This window comes from Psychrobacter maritimus (genome assembly GCF_029953575.1).
Lineage (GTDB): Bacteria > Pseudomonadota > Gammaproteobacteria > Pseudomonadales > Moraxellaceae > Psychrobacter > Psychrobacter maritimus.
Genome location: NZ_CP124526.1, coordinates 1,133,578 through 1,155,777 on the forward strand (window position 1 = coordinate 1,133,578; position 22,200 = coordinate 1,155,777).

A 22,200-nucleotide genomic window follows, 5' to 3' on the forward strand; every position below is an offset into this window, starting at 1 on the left:
GAATTATCTGCTATGGTCTTTGCCACCGATAAAGCGTGCGGCGATATTTAAGAATAATACTGTCGCAGTAATGAGCAGCGCCGCCGCCCAAGCCAGTGCATGCCAGTTGTCATAAGGGCTCATGGCAAACTGATAAATCGTATTCGGTAAGTTGGCCATCGGTTGGCTCATATCGGTACTAAAGTATTGGTTGTTTAGCGCGGTAAATAGCAAGGGCGCGGTCTCACCGGTAATACGCGCAAAAGCGAGCAGCACACCGGTAGTCAGACCGGCTTTGGCAGCTTTCAGTGTCACGGTACTGACCAGCTTCCATTTTGGTGTGCCGAGTGCATAAGCAGCTTCACGCAAGGTATTGGGCACTAGGTTTAGCATGTTTTCCGTCGTACGCACGACAATAGGAATCACAATCAGTGCCAATGCCAAAGCACCAGCCCAACCCGAAAAGCTCTGTCCTTTGACCATCAGAGCATAAATAAACAAACCAATCACGATGGAGGGGGCCGACAATAAAATATCATTTAAAAATCGGGTGACTTTACCCAGCATACTGCCATGTGAAAACTCTGCTAAATAAATGCCAGCCATCATGCCGATTGGGGCACCAATCGCCAATCCCGAAAAAGCCAACATTACTGAACCAACAATGGCGTTGCGTAGACCACCTTCGCCCATCGGTGGCGGGGTATCGGCCATAAAAACAGGCATCTCGATTAGACCTTGAAAGCCTTCAACAAACAGCGTAATCAAAATCCAAATCAGCCAAAACAAACCAAATACAATCGCTGATAAAGCAAACCCAAGTCCCAATCTATTGATAAAACGGCGCTTGTTATAAAGACGCTTGTTGTAACGATCTTCAAAGCTTGCAGAAGGCGGGCTTGGCTGGGTCGTTTGAGTAGTGACTGGTGCTAAAGTCATGAAGTGTTCGTCCTTCTTGGGTCAAATAATGGCGGCAAATGACGTGTTTTAATTTGTTTAGGCTTGTTTTGATTTGATTGGGTTTGTTGGCTTTTAAAATAGTATGTTTAATTACCTGCTTTTTGGTCAATACGCATGAGCATCAGCTTAGATATTGATAGAACGATAAAGGTAATCACAAACAAAATTAATCCTAAATGTAATAATGACGCTAAGTGCAGCTCACTTGACGCTTCGGCAAACTCGTTGGCCAGCGCTGAGGTAATAGTCACCCCAGAGGTGAATAGGCTTGGGCTGATATTGAAAGCATTACCAATCAAAAAGGTAACGGCCATCGTCTCGCCAAGCGCCCGACCAAGTCCCAAAATCACGCCACCAACCACACCTGCTTTGGTATAAGGTAAGATAATTTTGAACATCACCTCCCACGTGGTGGCGCCCATGCCGTATGCGGATTCTTTTAGCAGGTCTGGCACCACAGAGAAAACATCGCGCATAGTGGCGGCGATAAAGGGAATAATCATAATTGCCAGTATTAATGAGGCGGTAAACATCCCCAATCCCATCGGCGCGCCGGTAAAAACCTTGCCAATAATCGGTAGGGGGCCAATATTTTCAATAAACCAAGGCTGAATGTGATCACCAAAAAACGGCGCAAAGACAAACAAGCCCCACATGCCGTAGATGATAGAAGGAATACCTGCCAGCAGCTCGATAGCAATACCCAATGGCTTTTTCAAAAAATTGGGACAAAGTTCCGTTAAAAATATAGCAATTCCAAAGCTGACTGGCACGGCAATACAGATAGCGATAAGAGAGGTGACCACCGTTCCGTAAATGGGCGCAAGCGCACCGTATTGATCGTTCACCGTATCCCAGTTATTGCTGGTATAAAATCCCAAGCCAAACTCAGTGATACTTGGCCACGCACCGACAATCAATGACAGCATGATGCCGCCAAGCGACAAGAGCACCAAGATTGCAAATGCTTTGGTGGCATTAACAAAAACCGCGTCAAAGCGTTTTTGTTTTGCCAGTTGGGATTTTAGGTCTGCCATAAAAGCCTCTGTTGTTTATCGATCTAACTTTTCATTATGTTAATGATGAATGGTGTTAACGCTTGCTAGTGTGAAAGCTTGATTGTAAAAAATCTTAGGGGTTTTAGCTTTAGCGTCTTACCGTAATAAACTGTGTTTTATAACAAGCATCTATTAAGTTCACTACGGCTAAGACGTCACCAAGCAAACACGCTTTTCCGTATTTGCTTGCTGGCATTAGTTAGCTTATTCCTGACCTACTGTGCTGAGGTATAAACAGGCTTACCTTCGCTGTCTACCACCTCGTTCCATTTCGCTTTAAATAAAGCCACGGCCGTATCAGAAAAAGGCACGTAATCGAGGCTCATCGCATCATCATCGCCTTGAGCATAAGCCCAGTCAAAGAAGTTAAGGACACCTGCCACTTGCTTAGCATCTTTTGGTTGTTTATGGACTAAGATAAAGGTCGCAGCAGCGATAGGCCATGCTTGAGCCGTTTCGGAGTTGGTGATGACTTTATAAAAGCCTTCTTGCTTTGACCAATCAATGTCACCAGCGGCGGCGAATGTCTGCGCAGATGGTTGAACGACATTGCCGGCAGCATTTTTCAGGGCAACGTGTGACATACCATTTTGCTTAGCATAGGCGTACTCGACATAGCCGATAGAGTTTTTCATACGATTCACATAGCTTGAAACGCCTTCGTTGCCTTTACCGCCCGCACCGGTTGCTGAGGTTGGCCATTTCACGGTTTTGTCGACGCCAACGCTGTCTTTCCAGTCGTTTGAAACTTTGGCTAGATAATCGGTAAAGTTAAAAGTTGTGCCCGAACCGTCTGAACGGAACACCGTGGTAATAGCCGCGTCAGGAAGGGTTAAATCAGGGTTCATGGCTACGATGGCAGGGTCATTCCATTTGCTAATTTTGCCAAGATAGATGTCAGCTAGCATTTTTCCATCGAGCTTTAATTGTCCGGGCTTAATACCATCGATATTAACGACAGGTACCACGCCGCCGATAACAGTTGGGAATTGAATCAGACCGGCTTCGTTTAATTCAGCTGGGGTCATTGGCGCATCAGACGCCCCAAAATCAACGGTTTTTGCGACGATTTGTTTGATACCACCCGATGAACCAATCGACTGATAGTTCACTTGACCGCCTGTTGCTTTATTGTAGGCATCTGACCATTTAGCATAGATAGGCTGCGGGAAAGAGGCACCTGCGCCGGTGATATTCATCGACACATTGTCTGTTGATTGGACGTCTGTCGACTGAACGTTTGCGCTGTCGGTAGAGGCGGTGGTTGATTGCGCCGAAGTAGCCGGCTCATTGCTTTCATTACTATTGGGGGTTTGATTACAAGCAGCTAAGGTAAAGGTACTCGCGACTGCTAAAGCCATTAATGAATAACGCATTATTTCTCCTAAAAAGTAATCAGATTTAAGTATGGGGCATTTATGAATAACAATGTCGCTGCCCAGGTTTTTAGTAATGTATTGCTAACGATGTTTGGTTAGCAAGGTTTTGCTGCAAAGACGCTCGGTGGTCAATGAGCATATTGTGCCGAGCAAATATGACAGTTTGATGAAATAAGACATTTTTATGAAAAAAGTTGGTCAATTAAAAACGCAGCCTAATAAAGCAGTCGTTTAAGGGGATTGCAGCTGCTATCTAGCGCAAAATTCGTTATGATGAGCCGTTGGTTTTTTTTGGGGCGTAAGGGTTTAAGGCTAAGCGTTCAAAGCACAGCGCTTAAAGTATAGGGCTGAAAGTACAGTGTTTGAGCTGCAATGTTTAAGGCGCAGCATTTAACGTATCGAGTCACTGTGTCATCAAACTGTCATAATTAAGCCGTTTAATGGGCAGACGTTGATAAGGGCTTAGTATTTTTGTTTTCCAATTTTTTGTCTTTCAATAATGAGGCGATGGTATGCGCAATGAGCAGATTTTGATTGTCGAAGATGAACCTGCAATTCGTGAGATGGTGGTAATGACGCTAGAGATGGCGGGCTTTGAGAGTTTACAAGCGGCTGACGTCGCAGAAGCGCATCAACAAGTGGTGGATCATAGACCCGCGTTGATTTTGCTAGATTGGATGTTACCGGGTGATAAAAGTGGTATTGATTTTTGCCGTATGCTTAAAAGTGATGAGATGTTGGCTGAGATACCCGTGATTATGCTGACGGCCAAAAGTGAGGAAGATAGTAAGGTTCATGGGCTTGATGCGGGCGCTGATGACTATATGACCAAACCCTTTTCAACGCGTGAATTAATCTCCAGAATCAAAGCCGTATTACGCCGTAGTCGTGCGCTTAGTAGCGATAAGCCAATTGAAATAGGCAAGCTTAGCCTCGATCCTAAAAGCCAGCGTATCACCGCTGATAATAAAGTCATTGATATCGGACCGACAGAATATCGCTTGCTGGCGTTTTTTATGAGTCATCCCGAGCGTGCTTATACGCGCACCCAGCTGCTAGATCAGGTCTGGGGCGGCAATGTCTATATCGAAGATCGCACGATTGATGTGCACATCCGGCGTTTACGCAAATTACTACAGCCTTATGGTTGCAGTGCCTTGATTCAAACGGTTCGCGGTACCGGTTATCGGTTTTCGAGTCTGGTTGAATAACGCTATCGATTTTGAAAAATAGCCCATTATTTACAAGGCAGCTTACGAGGCAGGAAACCAGCGTTAAGAACATTCAGTGCTCAGAGGCATAAATATTTAGAATATTGAGTACTGAGAAGCATAAGTACTGAGGATATTTGGTGCTAAGAATAGTCAGTGCTAATAATAAGTGCTAAGCATCATACTGGTAATAAAAAAGAGAGAAACACATGATAACGCCAAGGGACATTGAGCAACAGGACATCGAGCAATACTCCACCGATCAGCTTAAAAAAATCAGAAGTGCCTTACGCGCACTGCGAGATGCGGTTATTTTGCTAAACGACGATGATGGTTTGGAGTGGTGGAATCAGGCCGCCGAGGATTTGTTATTGTTGCAGTCAGCGGATCATGGCAAAAGTATTTTTGACTTTATTAACGTCCCTGAGTTTCGGCAATACTATCAGAGCATGGTGACACCCAATGATGGTGTACATATGAAGTCATGGCAAGATCCTAACCGTTATCTTAAATGTGAGCTCACGCCTTTTGGCGATGAAAAGCTGCTGATTATTTATGATGTGACCCGCTTACAACACTTAGAGCAAATGCGCCGCGACTTTGTGGCAAATGTCTCGCATGAGTTACGAACGCCATTGACTGTACTGATGGGCTATCTGGAAAATTTCTCAGATCAGGAAGACATGCCGCGGCAATGGCGACGCGGCTTTGAATTAATGACGCAGCAGACCGCGCGCATGAATAGAGTGGTCAATGACTTGCTGCTGCTGTCTCGGATTGAAATCGAAGAGACACATGAGCTGCATTATATTGATATGACCAAGCTGCTCACCCATGTCTATGACGACGCGCAGGCTTACAACCAAGAATATGGTCATACGCTGCATTTACAGATAGACACCTATGATGGTCTTTATGGCTCGGAGATGTATTTGAACAGTGCGTTATCCAATTTGGTGATTAATGCGATTAAATACACGCCAAAAGCAGGTAATATCGTTATCAGTTGGGCAAAAACTGCAGAAGGTTGTCGGTTTGCCGTCAGTGATGATGGTATTGGTATTGCGCCACAACATGTCGCACGGTTGACCGAGCGTTTTTATCGAGTGGATAGCGGGCGCAGTCGTGCGACAGGTGGTACGGGGTTAGGGCTGGCGATTGTAAAGCATGTGTTATATCAATATGATACGACTTTGCAAATTGAATCGTCAGAAGGCAAAGGCTCGACATTTAGCGCCGTTTTCCCCGCCACTCATATTCGCTCTGCTCCTATAGGCTAACTGTTAAACTCGTAGCCGTTAGCAGGATTTTAAACATTACTGTCAATGATTAGTTTCTAAATTGGCTAAAAACGCGGCAAAACCTTCTGTTGCTCGAGCTTGCAAACGGCTGCTAGTAATAACCCGAACGCGATTGCTCCAAGTGATGGCATAGCCTGTACTCTCAAACCTTTTTACCAAATCGACATCTTCGTGGCAAGGCAGGGGCGCAAAACCGCCAACGGCAAGATAAGCCTTAGCGCTAAAACTTAAATTTGCCCCATGAATATGGCGATGTCCCATCTTATCTTGATAGTGAGCCATATAGTCTTTGCGCGTTTGCGGCGTCAAATGCGCCCAGCTATCAACGCTTACTACGCCGCATATCATATCAGTAGGCTGAGCTTTGATATGGGCGATTTGCTGTATCAGCCAATCTGGGGTGACGACTGAATCAGCGTCTGTACAGGCAAGCCATGTCGCGCCAGAGGCGATAGCATGGCGAATGCCTAAATCCCGTACTTGTCCCACACATTGGTAATCACAGCATAGATAATTCACGTCAGCATTTTCGATTTTAGTATTTTTAGCTTGAGCACTTTCTAATTGGACACTTTTAACCAATTCAAGTGTATTATCGCGACAGCTATCGAGCACGACAAGCACAGTCGCGGTAATGGTAGAGGGCAGCTGCTTAATGGCAGTTTGCACCGATGCTAAGCATTTAGTAATAGTCATCGCTTCGTTATGAGCAGGAATGACAATACCAATTTTTATATCATCCATATATCTGCCTCGGTTTACTCGTTGTCATATCCTCTTATACCAAGTTTTCTTGCATGGCGACTGATTCAGGAGAGTATTGCCAAACGTCTAATAAAAAATCACTATCGATAATTTTACTTTGATGGGTAAAGGCTGAATTTTTAGTATCGATTTGCTGTCCCTGTCCCTGCTTAGGTTCTACCGCATTACTTATTTTATTAAACGCTTGGCATAAACGTTGGTGTACGGTTTCACCCGTCATCACAAAGCCATCAATGGCATAACGCCAATGACAGCACAGCAAGGTGCCACCTATAGCAAGGTTTTGTTTGATCCAAGTAATAACTATATCAATATCATTGGGCGATAAATAATATAAAATTTCACTAATAATAATTAAATCAAAGGTTGGTTTAGCAGTCGATAATGCATCAGGAATGACTCCTTGTATGACATTTACATGCGCGGACTCTGCCAAGCGTTGTTTAGCAAGCTGAACTGCTTGACTATTACCATCGATGCTTACCAAAGCCTGACAACGGCTGGCAAGTAACGCACTAAACACGCCGTTTCCGCAGCCTAATTCAATGGCATTGTGATATTGTGCTTTTGGTAATACAGCAAGACACATATCGCGTTTACGCTTTTCGTACCAGCGTGTCTGATACTGCCATGGGTCACTATTGTCGCTATATAAAGCATCAAAATAGGTTTCTGCATAGTTGACAGCTTGCGTATCAATAGGAAGGGAGTCAGCCGTTTCATTTTTACGAACCATTAAGGGCTTTGCAAAATCCATTGGTGGCGTTGATTTATAGTGTTGGCTCATATAAATAAACCTCCCATGGTTGGCTAATTCTGGCGATGGTTTGAGCCGATAAAATGGGCGGATTGCCCGTGCTTTCATCAACGGTAATTTGGCTGGTAAAGCAATTAATGGCTTGTATTTTGCGCTGCAATTGCTCGGGCGTTAAATCTACTTTGAAAGCACAGCTCCAAGGAATACGGCTGTCAGCAGGTGTTGCCCAATGCCACGCCCAAATTAATACTTGATAACAGGCTAAATGGTGTTGCTTAGCAAATGCAGCGACCACTTGCCCTGTCGCCTCATGGTCAGGATGCCCGTCGTGTACAAATGGCGTTACCAGAATATCATCAGGTTGGATGATTGCTGCTAATTTTTGGTGAAACTGTGCCTGCTCAGCAAACACGTCACCATCGCTTAAATGCATAGAAATAACTTTTACTTGGTGATATATACCTAATGCCTCTAACGCTGCAATACTTTCTTGTGGACGGATAATATCAAGCGCTTTCGGAGGATAAATCTGCGAGTCAGGATGGCTTTGCGTGCCATTGGTTACATGGACCAGTAGGATTGGATTACCGTTAGCTGCTAGTTGTTGTAGCAACCCACCGCAGCCCAAAACCTCATCATCAGGATGCGGCGCGAAAATACAAACCCGCTGATGCGCCGGAAAGCTTGTCGCTACATTTAAGCGCGGCATGTTTTTCAGCCCTGACCAATTTTGCCAAGCGTCGCAACTGGTACCATCACCTTCAATAATGCGGTCGCCAACAATCGGATGGTTATTTTTTATAGGTGCTGGCTTACTAGGAATTACAGTTGCCATATATGTCCCTGCCTATTTATAAAATCACTGGGGCCATCGTTAGTCAGTTTGCTAGCGGATTCACTCGCTAACATACTAGACAGCTCACCGATTTTCTGTAAATCAAAAGCGCCATGACTTTGGCGAATAAATACGCTCAAATCGGCAGATAATCTGGCGAAATGAGGGTTATTACAAAACGGTGCGGCGCCCAATGCTTGCCCGACGATCTCTATAACCTCGCGAGCTATCTGCTCAACGTTTGACCTTAATTGGCGGATGGCAAGCTCATGGCTTTGTGTTGGCTCATTATCTATTAACTCAGCAAGATGATGAAAATATTGCTGAGTGACAGCCAGTGCTGTGCCAATTTGTCCCAAATACATGGCTTTATAATCGCTTGGTTTTTGCTGATAAGCGCTGATTAAATAACTGGCGAGACAAGCTGCCGCGCCATACCAGCAAGCAGCAACGCCAGCCGCTCCATGCCAAAATCCCACGCGTTCTAGATACGCATTTGCCGCGCCAACGTTACTGGCTACTACCTGATCGAGATGTATGGTTGCCGTATCAGTAGCCTGCATGCCGACTGCTTGCCAGGCACTATTATCAATCTTAATGCCAGATTGCTGCATATCCACCATAAGCAGTTGCGCTTGACCATCCTTATCGCGATAGGTCATTAGCCCATGGTCAACAATATTTGCGCCTGAACACCATGCTTTTGTACCGCTGATTTTGCCCTGCTGATAGCTCAAAGGATGACCTTCTGCTGCCCAAACCGCCCATAAACCTTGTGTTGCTTGCTCATAGCCCAGTTCATGTAAAATACTTAAAGCGTCTAAATGTGACTCAAACCATTTGGTAATCGTTAAATCTATACTGGCTACATAGGCCAAAATTTGCCAACGAATCAAAGTACGTGAATTGGTTCGGGATTTGTTTTCTTTATTGTCTTCAGTGCCGCTGGCAGGATAAGGGATTTTATCGCTATAGCTCACTAAGATTTTTAATATCTCATGGCGCAGCTTATCGGTTATCAGCCATCTGCTGCTGGCTTGATTACCAGTAAATATGATATTTTCTATGGCAGATTTTATGTCTGATAATAAAGGGTTTTTTGTCTCGAGCGCGAGCATAAGGGTCTCCTAGTTATTTTTATGAGCCAAACATTTGGACGGCTGCTGGGGAATCGCTGTCTGTTTGATGTTTTTTATTATCATATAAGTTATCTAAATATAGGTCGTCTAAAAAGCTTTGCTGCCAAGCATGTAAATTATATTGCTGCAATCCTTGTAATAATGCCTGATAGCGGGACTTTCGCTCTCCTAGTGGCATTATTAAGGCAGTATTCAAACCCTCTATGATACTTTTTGGCTGATATGGATCGATAATGACCGCTGCTTGCATTTGCTCGGCGGCTCCGGCATAACGTGATAGCATCAACACCCCAGGATTATCAGGATTTTGGGCAGCAATATATTCTTTGGCGACCAGATTCATACCGTCTTGCAGCGAATTTATCCAGCCGATATCACTTTGGCAAAATGCCGTCATCACGGTCTCATGGCTTAACACTTCTTCGCTGTAATCAATTGCTTGCCAAGAATCTGTATTAGGTAAAAATTGCTGGTTAACGTTATTAACCGCTTGTTTAACTTCCTTATAAAGTCGCTGATAAGTCGATAAATCTAAACGGCTAGGGCAGGCGATTTGTAATAATTGCAGCTGATTTTGATAGGCTGGATATTGCTGTAAAAAGTCGCGATAGCCCGAAAAACGCTCTAATAAACCTTTGGAATAATCAATCCTATCGACCGCAATAATACGCTGTGAGATGGGCTTTACGGTATCGTTATTCTGAATATGCTTGATAGGTGATAAGGATAAAGGTGAGAATACATGGCTAACCTGCTGCTGAATCTTTGCGACATTAACGCCGATAGGATAGGCATTAATTGTTAAAGCATGCTGGGGTTTTAACTCTAAATGAAGCTTTAACTGTGTACCAGATGCAGTATGTGCTTTATTAACAGGCTGTTTGGAGTATAAAACGTTGATGGGTAAAAAATCTAAAAGACTGTTTTTTGCCAGACTATCTTCGAAAGGTTTTTCTTCTACCAAATTCTCTTTTAAATAATGTTGCAAAACCGCAAGACAATGGGCTTTATCTTGCTGCGTTTGGGTGCCGAGCACATCATAATGTGCCAAATGCTTAATCAGCTCACAGCTTTGAGCAAGCCGTTGCCAAAAGGCTAATGGCGCAAACGGAATATGTAAAAAAAAGCCAATACGATTCTTTATTCCAAGTTTCTTACAATGATAAGCCACACTTAAAAAATGATAATCATGCACCCAAATCACATCGTCAGGCTGAATAATGCTCTTTAATTGTTGAGCAAACAGGCGATTTACATCTTGATAGCCTGCATAGTCCTCTGGTGCTTGGTTAATTAACTCAGGTTGCTCATGCAGCATTGGCCACAGCACATTATTGGCAAATCCGCAGTAAAAATGCTGATATTGTCGGGTGGTAAGGGCGGTGGTCATATAAGTAGTTTCGGTATGCGTTCCTTGCATACAAGAACTTGCTACATTCTCTTGTTTATAATTGCTAAAGCTATTGATTTCACCGGCATCAGAGCTATCAATAATGTCACCATTCCAGCCCATCCAGATGACTGAATTGCCCGTTAATATATCTTGCAGCGCTACTGCCAGCCCGCCTGCCATAGGGTTATTATCGGGCATCTTTACTCGGTTAGATAAGACGATTAAACGGCTCATATCAGTTGCCTCGAATGTTTGCTGACTATCTGAACATTGGAATTAGTTAGGTTAGACAATAGCGTGCTACGTTTTTGACAAACAGTTAAAAAGCGCTCAAGTAAAACTGTTACGTCATGAATATTATTAACATAATAATGGGCGCACGTTGGCTGCTGGTACTCGTTACCTACTTTGATACCCATGCCTTCGATTAAATGGCTTTTTTCTATGAATCGCTTGCTGCCTTGTACGGCAATAAACCCTGCTTCATCGGTTATATCATCACCGATAAAAATAGGGCAAAGAGTATCATTGGTCTGCATTTGTTTTAATAAGGTTAAAATTGCAGTGCCTTTATCGGCCTCTTTGGGCGCTATCTCCCACACGTATTTGCCCTGTTTTAATAGCCAATCAGCATGATTTTTTGACGCCGTTGACATAATGCTATAAGCCACATCGGCTAACACAGGATTTTGCCGATAATGTAGGGCAACAGAATAAGGTTTATCTTCTATCGACAAATCATCGTAAGGCGTACAAGATTGACGAATAGCCTGCTTAATGGCGTTCAGTTCAATAAGGTTAATCTGCGTCAAACTTGCGCTGATACCATCAAATGCCATTTCTAATCCATGGGTTGCGGCAATGGGCAGCTTTATAGGAGACAGCATTTGCTTTGCTTCATCCAAACTGCGTCCGGTGACAATTGCGATGTTGACGCCATGACTTTGTATTTTTTCTAAAAGTGTTAGGGTGGTAGTAGGAATGAAGCTGTCTTTTGGATTCAAGGTAAAGTCTGCAAGCGTGCCATCTATATCCAAAAATAGGCAATAGCCTTGCTGAGGCGATAAGTAATCGGCAAAGTGCTTGGGTGAGATGTATATAGGTGCGCTATGCACGCTGGCGCTTCTTCCTGAAGTCACATATATTCCTTTATTTATCTTTGGTAGTAGAGCAGCAGATATTGCTCTAAGACGCACGAATTATTGAAATAAACTGTCTAGTAAAAGCTAATATGTGTTTGATGTTCGAGAATGTACGAATTTACGGTGTTCTCTTAGTTTCTAGTTATACGCAATCCAAGAATCAAGCCAAGAATCAAGCTAATAATAAAGAAACAAGCGCTATAATAAGCAACCAAACTTGATCAAGAGTGTGCCATAAACTCCGTTACACTATGATGGACAACCTATTGAGTTTAGTATAAGTTTTTTTAACATAAGTCTTTAAACTTACAAAAAACCATTAAGGAAAGATTATGCATATCACTGCAAATTTTGACGCAGGTAATATTGACGTTATTAGTCTAGAAGATAAAAAAGATATCCAATTAGCGATTCGCCCAGACGTTGGTGAAGAGTTTTTCCAGTGGTTTAACTTTCGTCTATCAGGTGAGATTGGCGAGCAATATGTGCTCAATATTGTCAATGCAGGGGCGGCGTCATACCTTGAGGGCTGGGAGAATTACCAAGCGGTTGCTTCCTATGATCGGGAGTACTGGTTCCGTCTGCCAACCTCTTATAAAGACGGCAAATTAACCATAGTGGCAGAGCTTGAGTGTGACACCATTCAAATTGCGTATTTTGCCCCTTACAGTTATGAGCGTCATCAAGACTTATTGGCAGCCGTACAAACGCACCCATTAGTGAGTGTAGAGCATTTAGGTGAAACGCTTGATAAGCGCGACTTAACCTTAGTTAAAATTGCTGATGGCGATAGCAGTAGTGATAAGAGCAAACGCAATATTTGGATTACGGCGCGTCAGCATCCGGGTGAGACGATGGCTGAGTGGTTGGTTGAAGGATTGTTATATAGCTTACTAGATAGTGATAACGCCACTGCTAAGCTGTTATTAGAAAAGGCTAACTTTTATATTGTGCCAAATATGAACCCTGATGGCAGTGTGCGCGGACATCTACGTACTAATGCTGTCGGAACGAATTTAAACCGTGAATGGTTGAATCCAAGTTTAGAGAAAAGCCCTGAGGTATTCCATGTCATTAATAAAATGGAAGCAACGGGTGTGGACTTATTTTATGATGTGCACGGTGATGAAGCACTGCCTTATGTGTTCTTAGCCGGCTCGCAAGGCACGGCAAGTTATAACGACCGTCTTGCGCGTTTACGTGATAAGTTTTCAGACGTATTAAAGCTCGCCAGTGCTGATTTTCAGTCTGAGTTTGGCTATGACATCGATGCGCTGGGCACCGCGAACATGACCATCGCCACCCACTGGGTAGCGGAACGGTTTGATTGTCTGGCCAATACTTTAGAGATGCCGTTTAAAGATAATGATAATGTACCTGATGCAGACACAGGCTGGTCACCAGAGCGTTCAATTAAGCTAGGTGAAGCCTCGTTGGTTGCCATGCTGGCGGTCGTGGATGAATTGCGTTAATTATTGATGTGTCATATTTGAATTATATATTTTATTAGACTTCTTGCATAAGTCGTCGCCAGTCTTTGAAAGTCTGTTATTAGAAATTAATAGAATGGTGCTTTTGCAAGAGGTCTATTATCTATAAATTTAAAGGATTGGGAGGGAGATGCAAATGGGACAAGTCTCTACTTATTGTCGTGATATAAGTGGTTCCATTATACCAGTCTGTTTTAAGTGGTCTGTTAATAGGTTTGAAGGGTAAAATAACTGGTTCCGCTGGGGTATGCCCTAACAGAACCTATTGAAATAATTCATCTAATTTTACGACAGCATCATCATATTCTTTGCCTGGATCTAGAAATGCTGTTTTAAATGAATAGTAATCTGCCAAAAACTCCAATGAGCATCCGCCTAAAGATTTTGCTTTTTCCATAAGCTTCATTCTAGAATCAAAAGGTATATACCATGAGTCATCTTCTAATAAGCACTTAACTAACATATCAACATCGAAGCATTCTTCTACTGCTTTATCAAATTTACTGAAAACATCTCTCCATGTCCCCATATCTGCATCTACTTTTGCTTCAGACATTTCCCTAATTTGTGTACTAATGCTACAGATATTCACTTATACCTCTACTTAAGTTCCAGAAAATAAATATCCAAATATATCTAGAATATAGCTTAAAGCACCCTAAACATAAGCTACGATAGAGAGATTGCAGAAGCTAACTTAGTAATTTTTAATCAATGACCTCATAGGCATTAAGATTATATCTAAAATCTGCTGTTCGATGCCTGTATAGCGCACCGATCACGAACAGAATATATATGATAAGTACACCATGAAGTACACTGTGACTATTTCAGCGAGTTAAAACGTTGATACCATTAGCCCACAGCTTAGGGTTCAAGTCCTCATTAGGGAACCTCTCTTTGCTTGTATAAGAGAGGTTATAGTAAAGAAGACAGAAATTAAACCGCGACACCAAACAATCCGCCGATAAACGAAGTTGCCAGCATAGCTAGTACACCCCATATTACTACCCGAGCAGTAGCAGGAATAATAGGGGCACCGCCCAAGCGTGCAGATACCACACCAAGTAAAATTAAGCCTACGACAGTCAACGAGGCCAACGACCATACTAATGTCTCTGCTGGCAATAGCAGAATACCCATAACAGGGACGATGGCGCCTACTATGAATGATAGAGCAGAGGCAATGGAGGCTTGAAGTGGCTTGGCGGTACTTATGTCAGTTAAGCCAATCTCATCACGCGCATGGGCTTCTAGGGCATCGTGCTCAGTCAAAGCCACGGCAACTTGATGGGCTAAGTCTTGCTCAAGTCCACGCTGCTCATAAATTCTTGTCAGCTCAAGAAGCTCGCGCTCAGAGTTATGTGTTAACTCATGATGCTCTTTTGCCAAGTCCGCTTTTTCAGTATCTGCCTGTGATGACACGGAAATATACTCACCCGCCGCCATTGATAAAGCACCCGCAGTCAATGACGCAAGCCCCGTCAGTAGTAAAGTCTGGCTATTGGCGTTTGCCGCAGCAATACCAACCAATAAACTGGCGGTAGAAATCAATCCATCATTTGCACCGAGAACGGCTGCTCTGAGCCACTGGCTACGGTTGCTTAAATGCACTTCATCATGAATAGAAAGGGACATAAATAACCTCAAAAATAACTAAGCAAGAATAATAAACCAAAAATAATAAACCAAAGATAGTGTATTACAGTTTACCCTGTAAATTGCTCAGAGATTAGCTAACTTGCCTTAACGCATATAAACGATAGGCAATCAGTACAAAGACCACTGTCTGACTACCGGCATAAAACAATGATGGCGCTAGCAGTCGGCTATCAGAGCCCACCATAAACACATGGATACTAATGCCCATATAAGCTAAAAAGGTTAAAAAATGCAACCATCGCCATGCTGATTGACCTATGTATTTTTTAAGGTAGAAGCTAAACGCGCTGATGAATAAAAACCAAAATCCCAATTGTCCTAATGCGACACCGATACGGTCAGTCTGAAACCCAAGCGGTAATAATACCTGCCAAATATTCAGATTCATATAGTTATCAGCCAATAAAATAGCCGCATGAAAAGTAGCAAAACCTACGGCCAGCAAGCTTAAATATTGATGTAATGCAAATACTTTTGCCGCATTAAAATACCGACATAGGCGCGTACTGAGCAACAAACCAAAAACAACTGCCAACCAAAATAAAGCATAGGCAATCACACCACTTGCGCGCGACAAATACCAAAAGTGCTTATCTGTGGTCATAAGGATTTGCGATAGGCTTTCTCCCCACAACGAAAAGGCATAAACGCCGCCGACTATGCCAGCACTTAAAATAAATACTGTCCATAGCGCCTGAAAGACTGTCTTAGTTAGTTTAACTATCAAGTGATTGCTAGAATCAGGGTGAGAGTCAGTATGCATGGCTATTCTCCAATCAAGATAATAACTTAAGATAGTAAAACCTTAAATAGTAACGATTTAAATAGTAACGACTTAAATATTTTTTATGGATTAAATGGCAATTAAGTTTGGATGAATGGCGGGTGAAGCCATGACCTTGTGATTAGTATCGACTAATACGGCGGCAATATGCTGTTCGGACAGCCATTGCAGCGCTTTTTTCGCGCCTAGGATGACACAGTATTTGGCATATACCTCTGCGGTCAGCGTATCATCAGCAAGTATGGTGGCACTTAAAACGTCACTTTTTGCAGGGTAAGCATAATAAGGGTGTATCAAGTGATGTTGCCAATGGCCTTTATGCCACCAACGGCGATAGTCTTGACCTGAGGTTGCAACAGCGCCCGCACTGATATGAATAATGGCAATATCTTCATCTTGAACCTGCTGGCTATCAGCAATATAGGGTTTGGCGATAGCAATAGCCCATGTAATAGGTTTGACAAATTTTTGGTTGTCTGGCACACCAATCGCTATGTCGCCTCCCATATCAATTAAACAAGGCAATTGCCAGTCAGAGCGTTGACTGATGTATTCGGCCAATTGCATCGCGCACCATCCTTTGACATAACCATTTAAATCGAGAGCTGTGCCAGTCGGGAGACATACTTTGTGTTGTCCATGAGCTGACGTGCGAAGCTTGATATTTTTTATGGATTGACTGGCAGCGTCGTTTTTAGAGCTATCAGAAATATCTTGTAAAGTCGGCTGAGCAGTTTGCACAGACGGCGTCGGTTGTTTTGCTAAGGTCTCAAATGAGTGTTTATAGCCAATATCCCACAGGGTGTTTAGTAATGTTGGGGTGACTAAGCCTTGGGTTTTTGGCACAAAAGCAATGGCACTTTCTAAAACTGCAAATAATTCTGGGCTGATATCTGTCCATTGATTGGTATGATTATTGAGTCTCATCAGCTCGCTGGTGTTATCAAAACGACTGAATATATACTCCCACTGCAGCAGTTTTTCTTCTACATAGACTTTAACCAAAGCGACTTTTTGGTCAATTTTTTGGTCTATCTCTTGGTCTGTGTTGCCTTGCGTTTGCTGCAAGCTTAATTGCGTAATATTTAGACTGATTTGGACGTGACAACCCATCGCCGGCAATATAAAGGTCGCTAGTTGTGGCGTGCTGCTGTTGGTGTTTGCTTGCATAAGAAGTCCTTAGTTGCACGATTGGTCATCATTTTAAGCCCATCATTTTTTATTTATCGAGAAGAGCGGGTACGAGCGACAACCGCTATCGCTTCAACCGCTGGGCTTTCTACTTCATTCACTTGTCTCAATTGCGTGATATCAACGCCACTTGGGGTTTGAGCCACTATGACGTTAGGGTTTGAGATGCTAGTGCTGACAGGAATAGCGGTGCTGGCAGGTAAATTATCGGCTTCTTGATCAAGTAATATGAGCCAACCTGCCATGGTGCCAACGACCGAGACGATGAGAATGCTATTTTTAAACGTCATCATTGTCGTGGTCTTCGTATTTATCTTTATCGTCATCGTCATCGTCATAATCAGAATAGTCGTCATTAACAAAGGCAGCACTGGTGTTAACAGGGTTCAAGATAGAGCCGAGATTGGCATCAATATAAGTGGTGTTGGTATCTAAGCGCACCTCATAGGCGACGGCACCGTTGTAGTTAACCAGCTCTGGAGTCGCTTGGAGGGTTGCATTAGGAAGGTTCTGCTTAGCTAAGGCGATTGCTTGGTCGCTTGTAAGCATCGCAGCCGATAGCGGCTCAATAGCAGTGTTCTGTTTAACAGCAGCAGTCAGCTGATTGGTGATATTTGCCGCTGATAAGACATCAGTAGAATCTGATGATGCTGTCGTTAATGCGATGACACCGCCAAAGAAGACCAGTGAAGAGGCACCGATAGTCAATAACAAGGGTTTTAATAGTGGCAGGCTCATAAGTTGTACTCCGTATGAAATCATGAGGGAATACAAGTAGCATACGCGGTGAAGATTAACTCAAACTTAAGACAAGGCAGCTTTATTTACTGATAGTGACCATAAAGCCGGTTTCTGGAGAAGGGCGGTTGGCAAATGCTAAGTTCAGGTTATGTAGCTCGACAATCCGATTGGCAATAGATAGACCTAAGCCGCTGCCCATTTGGCTTTGACCAGCTGGTCGATAAAAGCGTTCGCTGAGCCGTGCTAACTGCTCAGGCGCGACGCCATTGCCATTATCGAGCACTCGGATAGCATTTATATCTAGCTGTAATTCCACCAAAGCGCCTTCTGGGCAATAATGAATGGCATTCTCTAAGAGGTTGCGAATTAATAATTTGAATAAGGTGGGGTTTACCAGAATAGGTAAAATATCGGCAGGATGGTCACACAGCACTGTGCGCTTGAGTTGGATATGCTTTTCCCGTGCCAGCCGATTGACCTCGCTAAGTACTTCGTCGGTTAAAGCCAGCCAATCAGGTTTTTCTAATTGTTCAGCAGGCAGGTGCTGCTGTGGCTCTATTTTTGCTAACGTCAAAAGTTGCTCAACCAAGTGATTGGCGCGCTCAATACCCTCACTGATTTTTTGAGTGTGATAGAACAGTTGGCTATCGTCCTCTATCTCTGACAGTTGCAGTAATTGCTGTTGTAATAAATCCGCTTGTAACTTTAAGGCGGCAAGCGGACTTCGTAGCTCATGTGACGCATCAGCCGTAAAGCGTTGCTCACGCGCTAAAGTGTCAGCTACTTTTACAAATAACACGTTTAAGGCGCTGACTAAAGGCTGAATCTCTTTAGGGACATGTGCTGTGATGGGGCTGTCATCTTGTGGCTGACGTTGTTCAAGCTCGGCGCTGACCTCTGTTAAAGGTTTAAAGCCACGGCGAATGAGTAGAACGACGAGACCCATGAACGCCAGCAACCCAATCAGCATAGGCAGTAGCTGCACCGACATAGTCTCGACAATCATTTTTTGGCGAGAATCAAGGTTTTGACCAACCGCAATCATACGGCTTTCGTGCTTATCAGAATGTTCATCGTGAATATAAAACAAGCGCCATTGATGGTTAAAAGGGTTCAAGCGCTGATAGGCATGATGATGGTCTTCTAAAAAGCCATGTTGATCGGGGAGAAATTTAAATGACTGCCCATTTTCGTCCGCCATGAGCAGCCGACCGTCTTTATTCCAGATGGCGAACCCCATGTAATCATCTTCAGCCTCGCCAAGATCACCGGATAGCTGCTTACTTTTTAAGTGATATATTTTGGCAGCGCGTGACTGTTTCTTATGGTCATCGTTACCATTGTCATCGTCGTCATGTTCCTCGTCAGCAGATACCCCGATTAAGTAACGGGCGACTTGCGTGATTTGGGTATCATTCATCTCATTGATTTCATGCCACAGTCGCCAAGCGATAAAGCTGGAGGTGAGTAACCAAAGCAAAGGCAGTCCAATCAATAAGGACGTCAGTAGTCGTTGTTGGATACTTTTCATAGGCTCACAGGGCAAAAGGTGATGAAGGATTTTATGATTTTAAGTTTAAGTTTAAGCTTTTAAATCACTATAGATGATTGTAAGTGGGATTTAAATAATAACCCACCCCACGTTTGGTTAAAATAAAATCATTGCCAAGCTTTTTGCGTAAATGATGAATATGTACTTCAATGGCATTACTTTCGATATCTTGTTGCCATCCATAGAGCTTGTCCTCTAAGCTTGCCCGACTGTGAATCTGCTTAGGATGCGTCAGCATTTGCTCTAGTATTGCCACCTCTTTAATCGTAAGCTCAATAAGATTGCCTTGATGGTAGAGTTGTTGGCTATGCGGCTGATAAGTCACGTTACCGTAGCGAATTTCAGGTTGGCTACGTCCTTGGCTGCGCCGCATCAGTGCTTGCAGACGAGCGATAACTTCATCCAAGGCAAAGGGTTTAATCAAATAGTCATCAGCCCCTGCATTGAGTCCGGCCACGCGATTGGCGATGGCATCGCGAGCAGTGATGATTAATACAGGGGTGTCTATCTGTTTGCCGCGCCAGTTTTTTAATACCGTCATACCGTCGCCTTGCGGCAAGCTTAAATCTAACAAAACCGCATCAAACATATTATCTTGTAATGCCAGCTCACCTTGCTTTGCATTATCGAACCAATCGACCATCATGCCATGACTTTTTAAACCCAGAATAATACCGTCGGCGATAGTGCTATCGTCTTCTATGAGTAATATACGTGCCATATGCCATGCTCCATCATTTTTCTTATTCTGATTTAGAGGGTTCATCTACTATGGTTTTATTACCAGTAATCATGGCTTTAATCAGATTCTGTCGTTGCCAGTAACTCATGACAAGCGCCGCGATAACGTGTAGAGGAACCAATAGATACAAGCTATTTGCTAATAATTAATGCACCTCTTCAAGAAAATCTTCGTTACCCATCATTCCTGATTCCATCAGATAGCCTGTAATTCCAAGCCCTATAATCGCCGCCCATAATGATAGCATCATAATAGCGGCTAATGGATTATGACCAAGATGCTGTTTATCGGTACGACGGACGCTGAGTGCTGATAAATGGCGCTTGATACGTAAAGGAGTAGGAAAGAAACTGCTAAATCGAGCGTAGCGTGTCCCTACAAAGCCCCATAATAAACGTATGACAACTAACCCCACGACAGTATAGCCAACGTATGCGTGCAGATCGCTACCGTCCTCTGTAAACAATAGGTTTGCAATAACACCAATAGCGACTGCCCAATGGGTGATTCTGACAAGGATATCCCAAACTCTTACTTGCTTCGTTTTAGACGGTTGTGAAAAGGGTTTACTTGCGTCGTTGGTTATACCGCTATGATTGTTCTGGCCCATCATTATACCCCGCTTAGTAGTCAGTTTATTTACTGGCGATAACACGCTATTAAAATAAACGTGTCTATCACGATGAGGCTAGATTTATTGCAAATAGCCTGTGTTAGCACTATTAAAACAAACCAACCTTAAGCTGAGCTTAGAGGGCAATAAAAGTTTGAGTAATAAAAGGGAGTATTTGATGGAGGGTATAAAGAGTAAGGGTTTGCGTTGCCAGAATTTATTGATTTTAACATCTTAGCGCAGAATTCTCCCACCTCTAAGGTGGTGAGATGAATGCGTTGTTGGTGATAACAACCTCTACCTGTAGTATAATTAATAATAAATATAACACCAACTAACAATAAGTATTTCATGCCAAAGCAAATCCTAAAAGCCCATAAAGTCAGGCTGTACCCTAATGAAGAACAGCAAATATTCTTCGCTAAATCATTCGGCTGCACACGCTTTATTTGGAATAGGATGCTTAGTGACAAAATAGACCACTACAAGACCACAAAGACCACCTTAAACAACACCGCTGCTCAGTATAAGAAAGAATTTGAATGGCTAAAAGAAGTCGATAGCTTGGCATTAGCGAATGTTCAGCAAAACCTAAGAGCTGCCTATAGTAAATTTTTCAAGCAAGGCGCCCGATTCCCTAAGTTCAAGAAAAAAGGGTTTAAAGACAGTTACACCACCAACAATCAAAAAGGAACGGTAGCCGTCACTAAAAATACCGTTAAACTGCCTAAAATAGGTCACATCAAGGCTAGATTCCCAAGTAGAATAAACGGCTTAATTAAGAGCGCCACCATCAGCCATACCCCATCAGGTAAATATTTTGTCAGCTTACTGGTTGAAACCATCGTTAATGAATTACCAAAAACCCACTCTAACATCGGCATTGACTTAGGATTGACAGACTTTATCGTCTTATCGGACAGCACGAAAGTTGCCAATCCTAAGTTTCTATCGAAGCTGCAAGACAAGCTTGCGCGTGAACAGAACATACTAGCCAAACGCAGAGAGGTTGCCAAAGCGGATCAACGCAAGTTGTCAGAGAGCCGCAACTATCAAAAGCAAAAAACAAAAGTCGCCAAGGTCTATGAGAAAATAACCAATACTCGCAAAGACTTTCTACATAAACTCTCATTCAATCTCATCAAAAACCACGATGTTATTGCTATTGAGGACTTGAACGTCAAGGGTATGGTTAAGAATCATAAACTTGCAAAAGCAATCAGTGACAGCTCATGGTCGTCATTTACCACCATGCTTGCCTATAAAGCAGACTGGTATGGCAAAGCGCTTGTCAAAATAGACCGATGGTTTCCATCGTCTAAGACTTGCTCAAACTGCAACCATCTACTGACTAAAGCTGAATTACCGCTGTCGGTTAGAATGTGGAATTGTCCAAGTTGCTTGCAGCAAAATGACCGCGATATCAATGCCAGTATCAATATCTTACATCAAGGATTAATACTGGCTAAACAATCAAAAACTGTCGGTGCGACAGGGTTAGCTTAG

22 protein-coding genes are annotated in these 22,200 nt (G+C 43.2%); 4 read left to right on the plus strand and 18 right to left on the minus strand.

Going from position 1 to position 22,200, the window contains the following annotated elements; all coding sequences use genetic code 11:
- Positions 1-3 precede the first annotated feature (3 nt).
- From pstA to pstS, 3 genes are all read right to left on the minus strand, one after another.
- The gene (gene pstA, locus QJS82_RS04750; protein WP_281491398.1) at positions 4-918 is read right to left on the minus strand and encodes a phosphate ABC transporter permease PstA; all 915 of its coding nucleotides are present in this window, start codon (positions 916-918) and stop codon (positions 4-6) included.
- 107 nt (positions 919-1,025) lie between these two features.
- Positions 1,026-1,976, minus strand: coding sequence for a phosphate ABC transporter permease subunit PstC (gene pstC / locus QJS82_RS04755; RefSeq protein ID WP_281491399.1), 951 nt, complete (start codon positions 1,974-1,976; stop codon positions 1,026-1,028).
- Between the two features lie 236 nt (positions 1,977-2,212).
- Positions 2,213-3,373, minus strand: coding sequence for a phosphate ABC transporter substrate-binding protein PstS (gene pstS, locus QJS82_RS04760; RefSeq protein ID WP_281491400.1), 1,161 nt, complete (start codon positions 3,371-3,373; stop codon positions 2,213-2,215).
- Positions 3,374-3,888: 515 nt separating this feature from the next.
- Between pstS and phoB the strand changes: the two genes are divergently transcribed.
- Both phoB and phoR read left to right on the plus strand, forming a co-directional pair.
- Positions 3,889-4,587: a phosphate regulon transcriptional regulator PhoB gene (phoB, locus tag QJS82_RS04765; RefSeq protein ID WP_281491401.1), complete on the plus strand. Its 699-nt coding sequence runs from the start codon at positions 3,889-3,891 to the stop codon at positions 4,585-4,587.
- Between the two features lie 209 nt (positions 4,588-4,796).
- Positions 4,797-5,867: a phosphate regulon sensor histidine kinase PhoR gene (gene phoR, locus QJS82_RS04770; protein ID WP_227692417.1), complete on the plus strand. Its 1,071-nt coding sequence runs from the start codon at positions 4,797-4,799 to the stop codon at positions 5,865-5,867.
- A 42-nt stretch (positions 5,868-5,909) separates the two neighbouring features.
- On the opposite strand, the gene QJS82_RS04775 is transcribed toward phoR, so the two are convergent.
- The 6 genes from QJS82_RS04775 to otsB are packed head-to-tail and all read right to left on the minus strand — an operon-like array spanning position 5,910 to position 11,916.
- The gene (locus tag QJS82_RS04775; RefSeq protein WP_281491672.1) at positions 5,910-6,623 is read right to left on the minus strand and encodes a glycosyltransferase family 2 protein; all 714 of its coding nucleotides are present in this window, start codon (positions 6,621-6,623) and stop codon (positions 5,910-5,912) included.
- A gap of 43 nt (positions 6,624-6,666) precedes the next feature.
- Entirely contained in the window at positions 6,667-7,389 is a 723-nt protein-coding gene (locus QJS82_RS04780) for a class I SAM-dependent DNA methyltransferase (protein WP_281491673.1), read from the minus strand.
- 34 nt (positions 7,390-7,423) lie between these two features.
- Positions 7,424-8,245: a PIG-L deacetylase family protein gene (locus tag QJS82_RS04785; RefSeq protein WP_281491402.1), complete on the minus strand. Its 822-nt coding sequence runs from the start codon at positions 8,243-8,245 to the stop codon at positions 7,424-7,426.
- Positions 8,233-9,363, minus strand: a complete 1,131-nt coding sequence (locus QJS82_RS04790; RefSeq protein WP_281491403.1) for an acyl-CoA dehydrogenase family protein — start codon at positions 9,361-9,363, stop codon at positions 8,233-8,235. Before QJS82_RS04790 ends, QJS82_RS04785 begins: the two co-directional genes overlap by 13 nt.
- 19 nt (positions 9,364-9,382) lie before the next feature.
- On the minus strand, positions 9,383-11,011 hold the full coding sequence (locus tag QJS82_RS04795) for an alpha,alpha-trehalose-phosphate synthase (UDP-forming) (RefSeq protein ID WP_281491404.1): 1,629 nt from the start codon (positions 11,009-11,011) through the stop codon (positions 9,383-9,385).
- Positions 11,008-11,916, minus strand: a complete 909-nt coding sequence (otsB, locus tag QJS82_RS04800) for a trehalose-phosphatase (protein WP_281491405.1) — start codon at positions 11,914-11,916, stop codon at positions 11,008-11,010. The genes QJS82_RS04795 and otsB overlap by 4 nt, the downstream gene beginning before the upstream one ends.
- 335 nt (positions 11,917-12,251) lie before the next feature.
- Here otsB and QJS82_RS04805 point away from each other — a divergent pair, with 335 nt between their 5' ends.
- Positions 12,252-13,391, plus strand: a complete 1,140-nt coding sequence (locus QJS82_RS04805) for a M14 family metallopeptidase (protein ID WP_281491406.1) — start codon at positions 12,252-12,254, stop codon at positions 13,389-13,391.
- A 280-nt stretch (positions 13,392-13,671) separates the two neighbouring features.
- On the opposite strand, the gene QJS82_RS04810 is transcribed toward QJS82_RS04805, so the two are convergent.
- The 9 genes from QJS82_RS04810 to QJS82_RS04850 form a co-directional block, all read right to left on the minus strand.
- Positions 13,672-13,965: a hypothetical protein gene (locus tag QJS82_RS04810; RefSeq protein WP_281491407.1), complete on the minus strand. Its 294-nt coding sequence runs from the start codon at positions 13,963-13,965 to the stop codon at positions 13,672-13,674.
- Between the two features lie 383 nt (positions 13,966-14,348).
- Positions 14,349-15,047, minus strand: coding sequence for a VIT1/CCC1 transporter family protein (locus QJS82_RS04815; RefSeq protein WP_201565597.1), 699 nt, complete (start codon positions 15,045-15,047; stop codon positions 14,349-14,351).
- A gap of 94 nt (positions 15,048-15,141) precedes the next feature.
- Positions 15,142-15,834: a ferric reductase-like transmembrane domain-containing protein gene (locus tag QJS82_RS04820; RefSeq protein ID WP_281491408.1), complete on the minus strand. Its 693-nt coding sequence runs from the start codon at positions 15,832-15,834 to the stop codon at positions 15,142-15,144.
- Between the two features lie 90 nt (positions 15,835-15,924).
- On the minus strand, positions 15,925-17,025 hold the full coding sequence (locus QJS82_RS04825; protein WP_281491409.1) for an FAD:protein FMN transferase: 1,101 nt from the start codon (positions 17,023-17,025) through the stop codon (positions 15,925-15,927).
- Positions 17,026-17,078: 53 nt separating this feature from the next.
- Positions 17,079-17,339 (minus strand): hypothetical protein, encoded by a 261-nt coding sequence (locus tag QJS82_RS04830; RefSeq protein ID WP_281491410.1) that lies wholly within the window; start codon positions 17,337-17,339, stop codon positions 17,079-17,081.
- A complete protein-coding gene (locus QJS82_RS04835) occupies positions 17,326-17,784 on the minus strand; it encodes a PepSY domain-containing protein (protein WP_281491411.1) in 459 nt (152 codons plus the stop codon). The genes QJS82_RS04830 and QJS82_RS04835 overlap by 14 nt, the downstream gene beginning before the upstream one ends.
- Positions 17,785-17,866: 82 nt before the next feature.
- Positions 17,867-19,318 carry an ATP-binding protein gene (locus QJS82_RS04840; protein ID WP_281491412.1) on the minus strand — a complete coding sequence of 484 codons (1,452 nt, stop codon included), beginning with the start codon at positions 19,316-19,318 and terminating at the stop codon, positions 17,867-17,869.
- Positions 19,319-19,385: 67 nt separating this feature from the next.
- A complete protein-coding gene (locus tag QJS82_RS04845) occupies positions 19,386-20,060 on the minus strand; it encodes a response regulator (RefSeq protein WP_201565587.1) in 675 nt (224 codons plus the stop codon).
- Positions 20,061-20,226: 166 nt separating this feature from the next.
- Positions 20,227-20,691 carry a cytochrome b/b6 domain-containing protein gene (locus QJS82_RS04850; RefSeq protein WP_281491413.1) on the minus strand — a complete coding sequence of 155 codons (465 nt, stop codon included), beginning with the start codon at positions 20,689-20,691 and terminating at the stop codon, positions 20,227-20,229.
- Positions 20,692-21,045: 354 nt separating this feature from the next.
- On the opposite strand from QJS82_RS04850, the gene tnpB reads away from it, so the two are divergent.
- Positions 21,046-22,200 (plus strand): IS200/IS605 family element RNA-guided endonuclease TnpB, encoded by a 1,155-nt coding sequence (gene tnpB / locus QJS82_RS04855; protein WP_281491414.1) that lies wholly within the window; start codon positions 21,046-21,048, stop codon positions 22,198-22,200.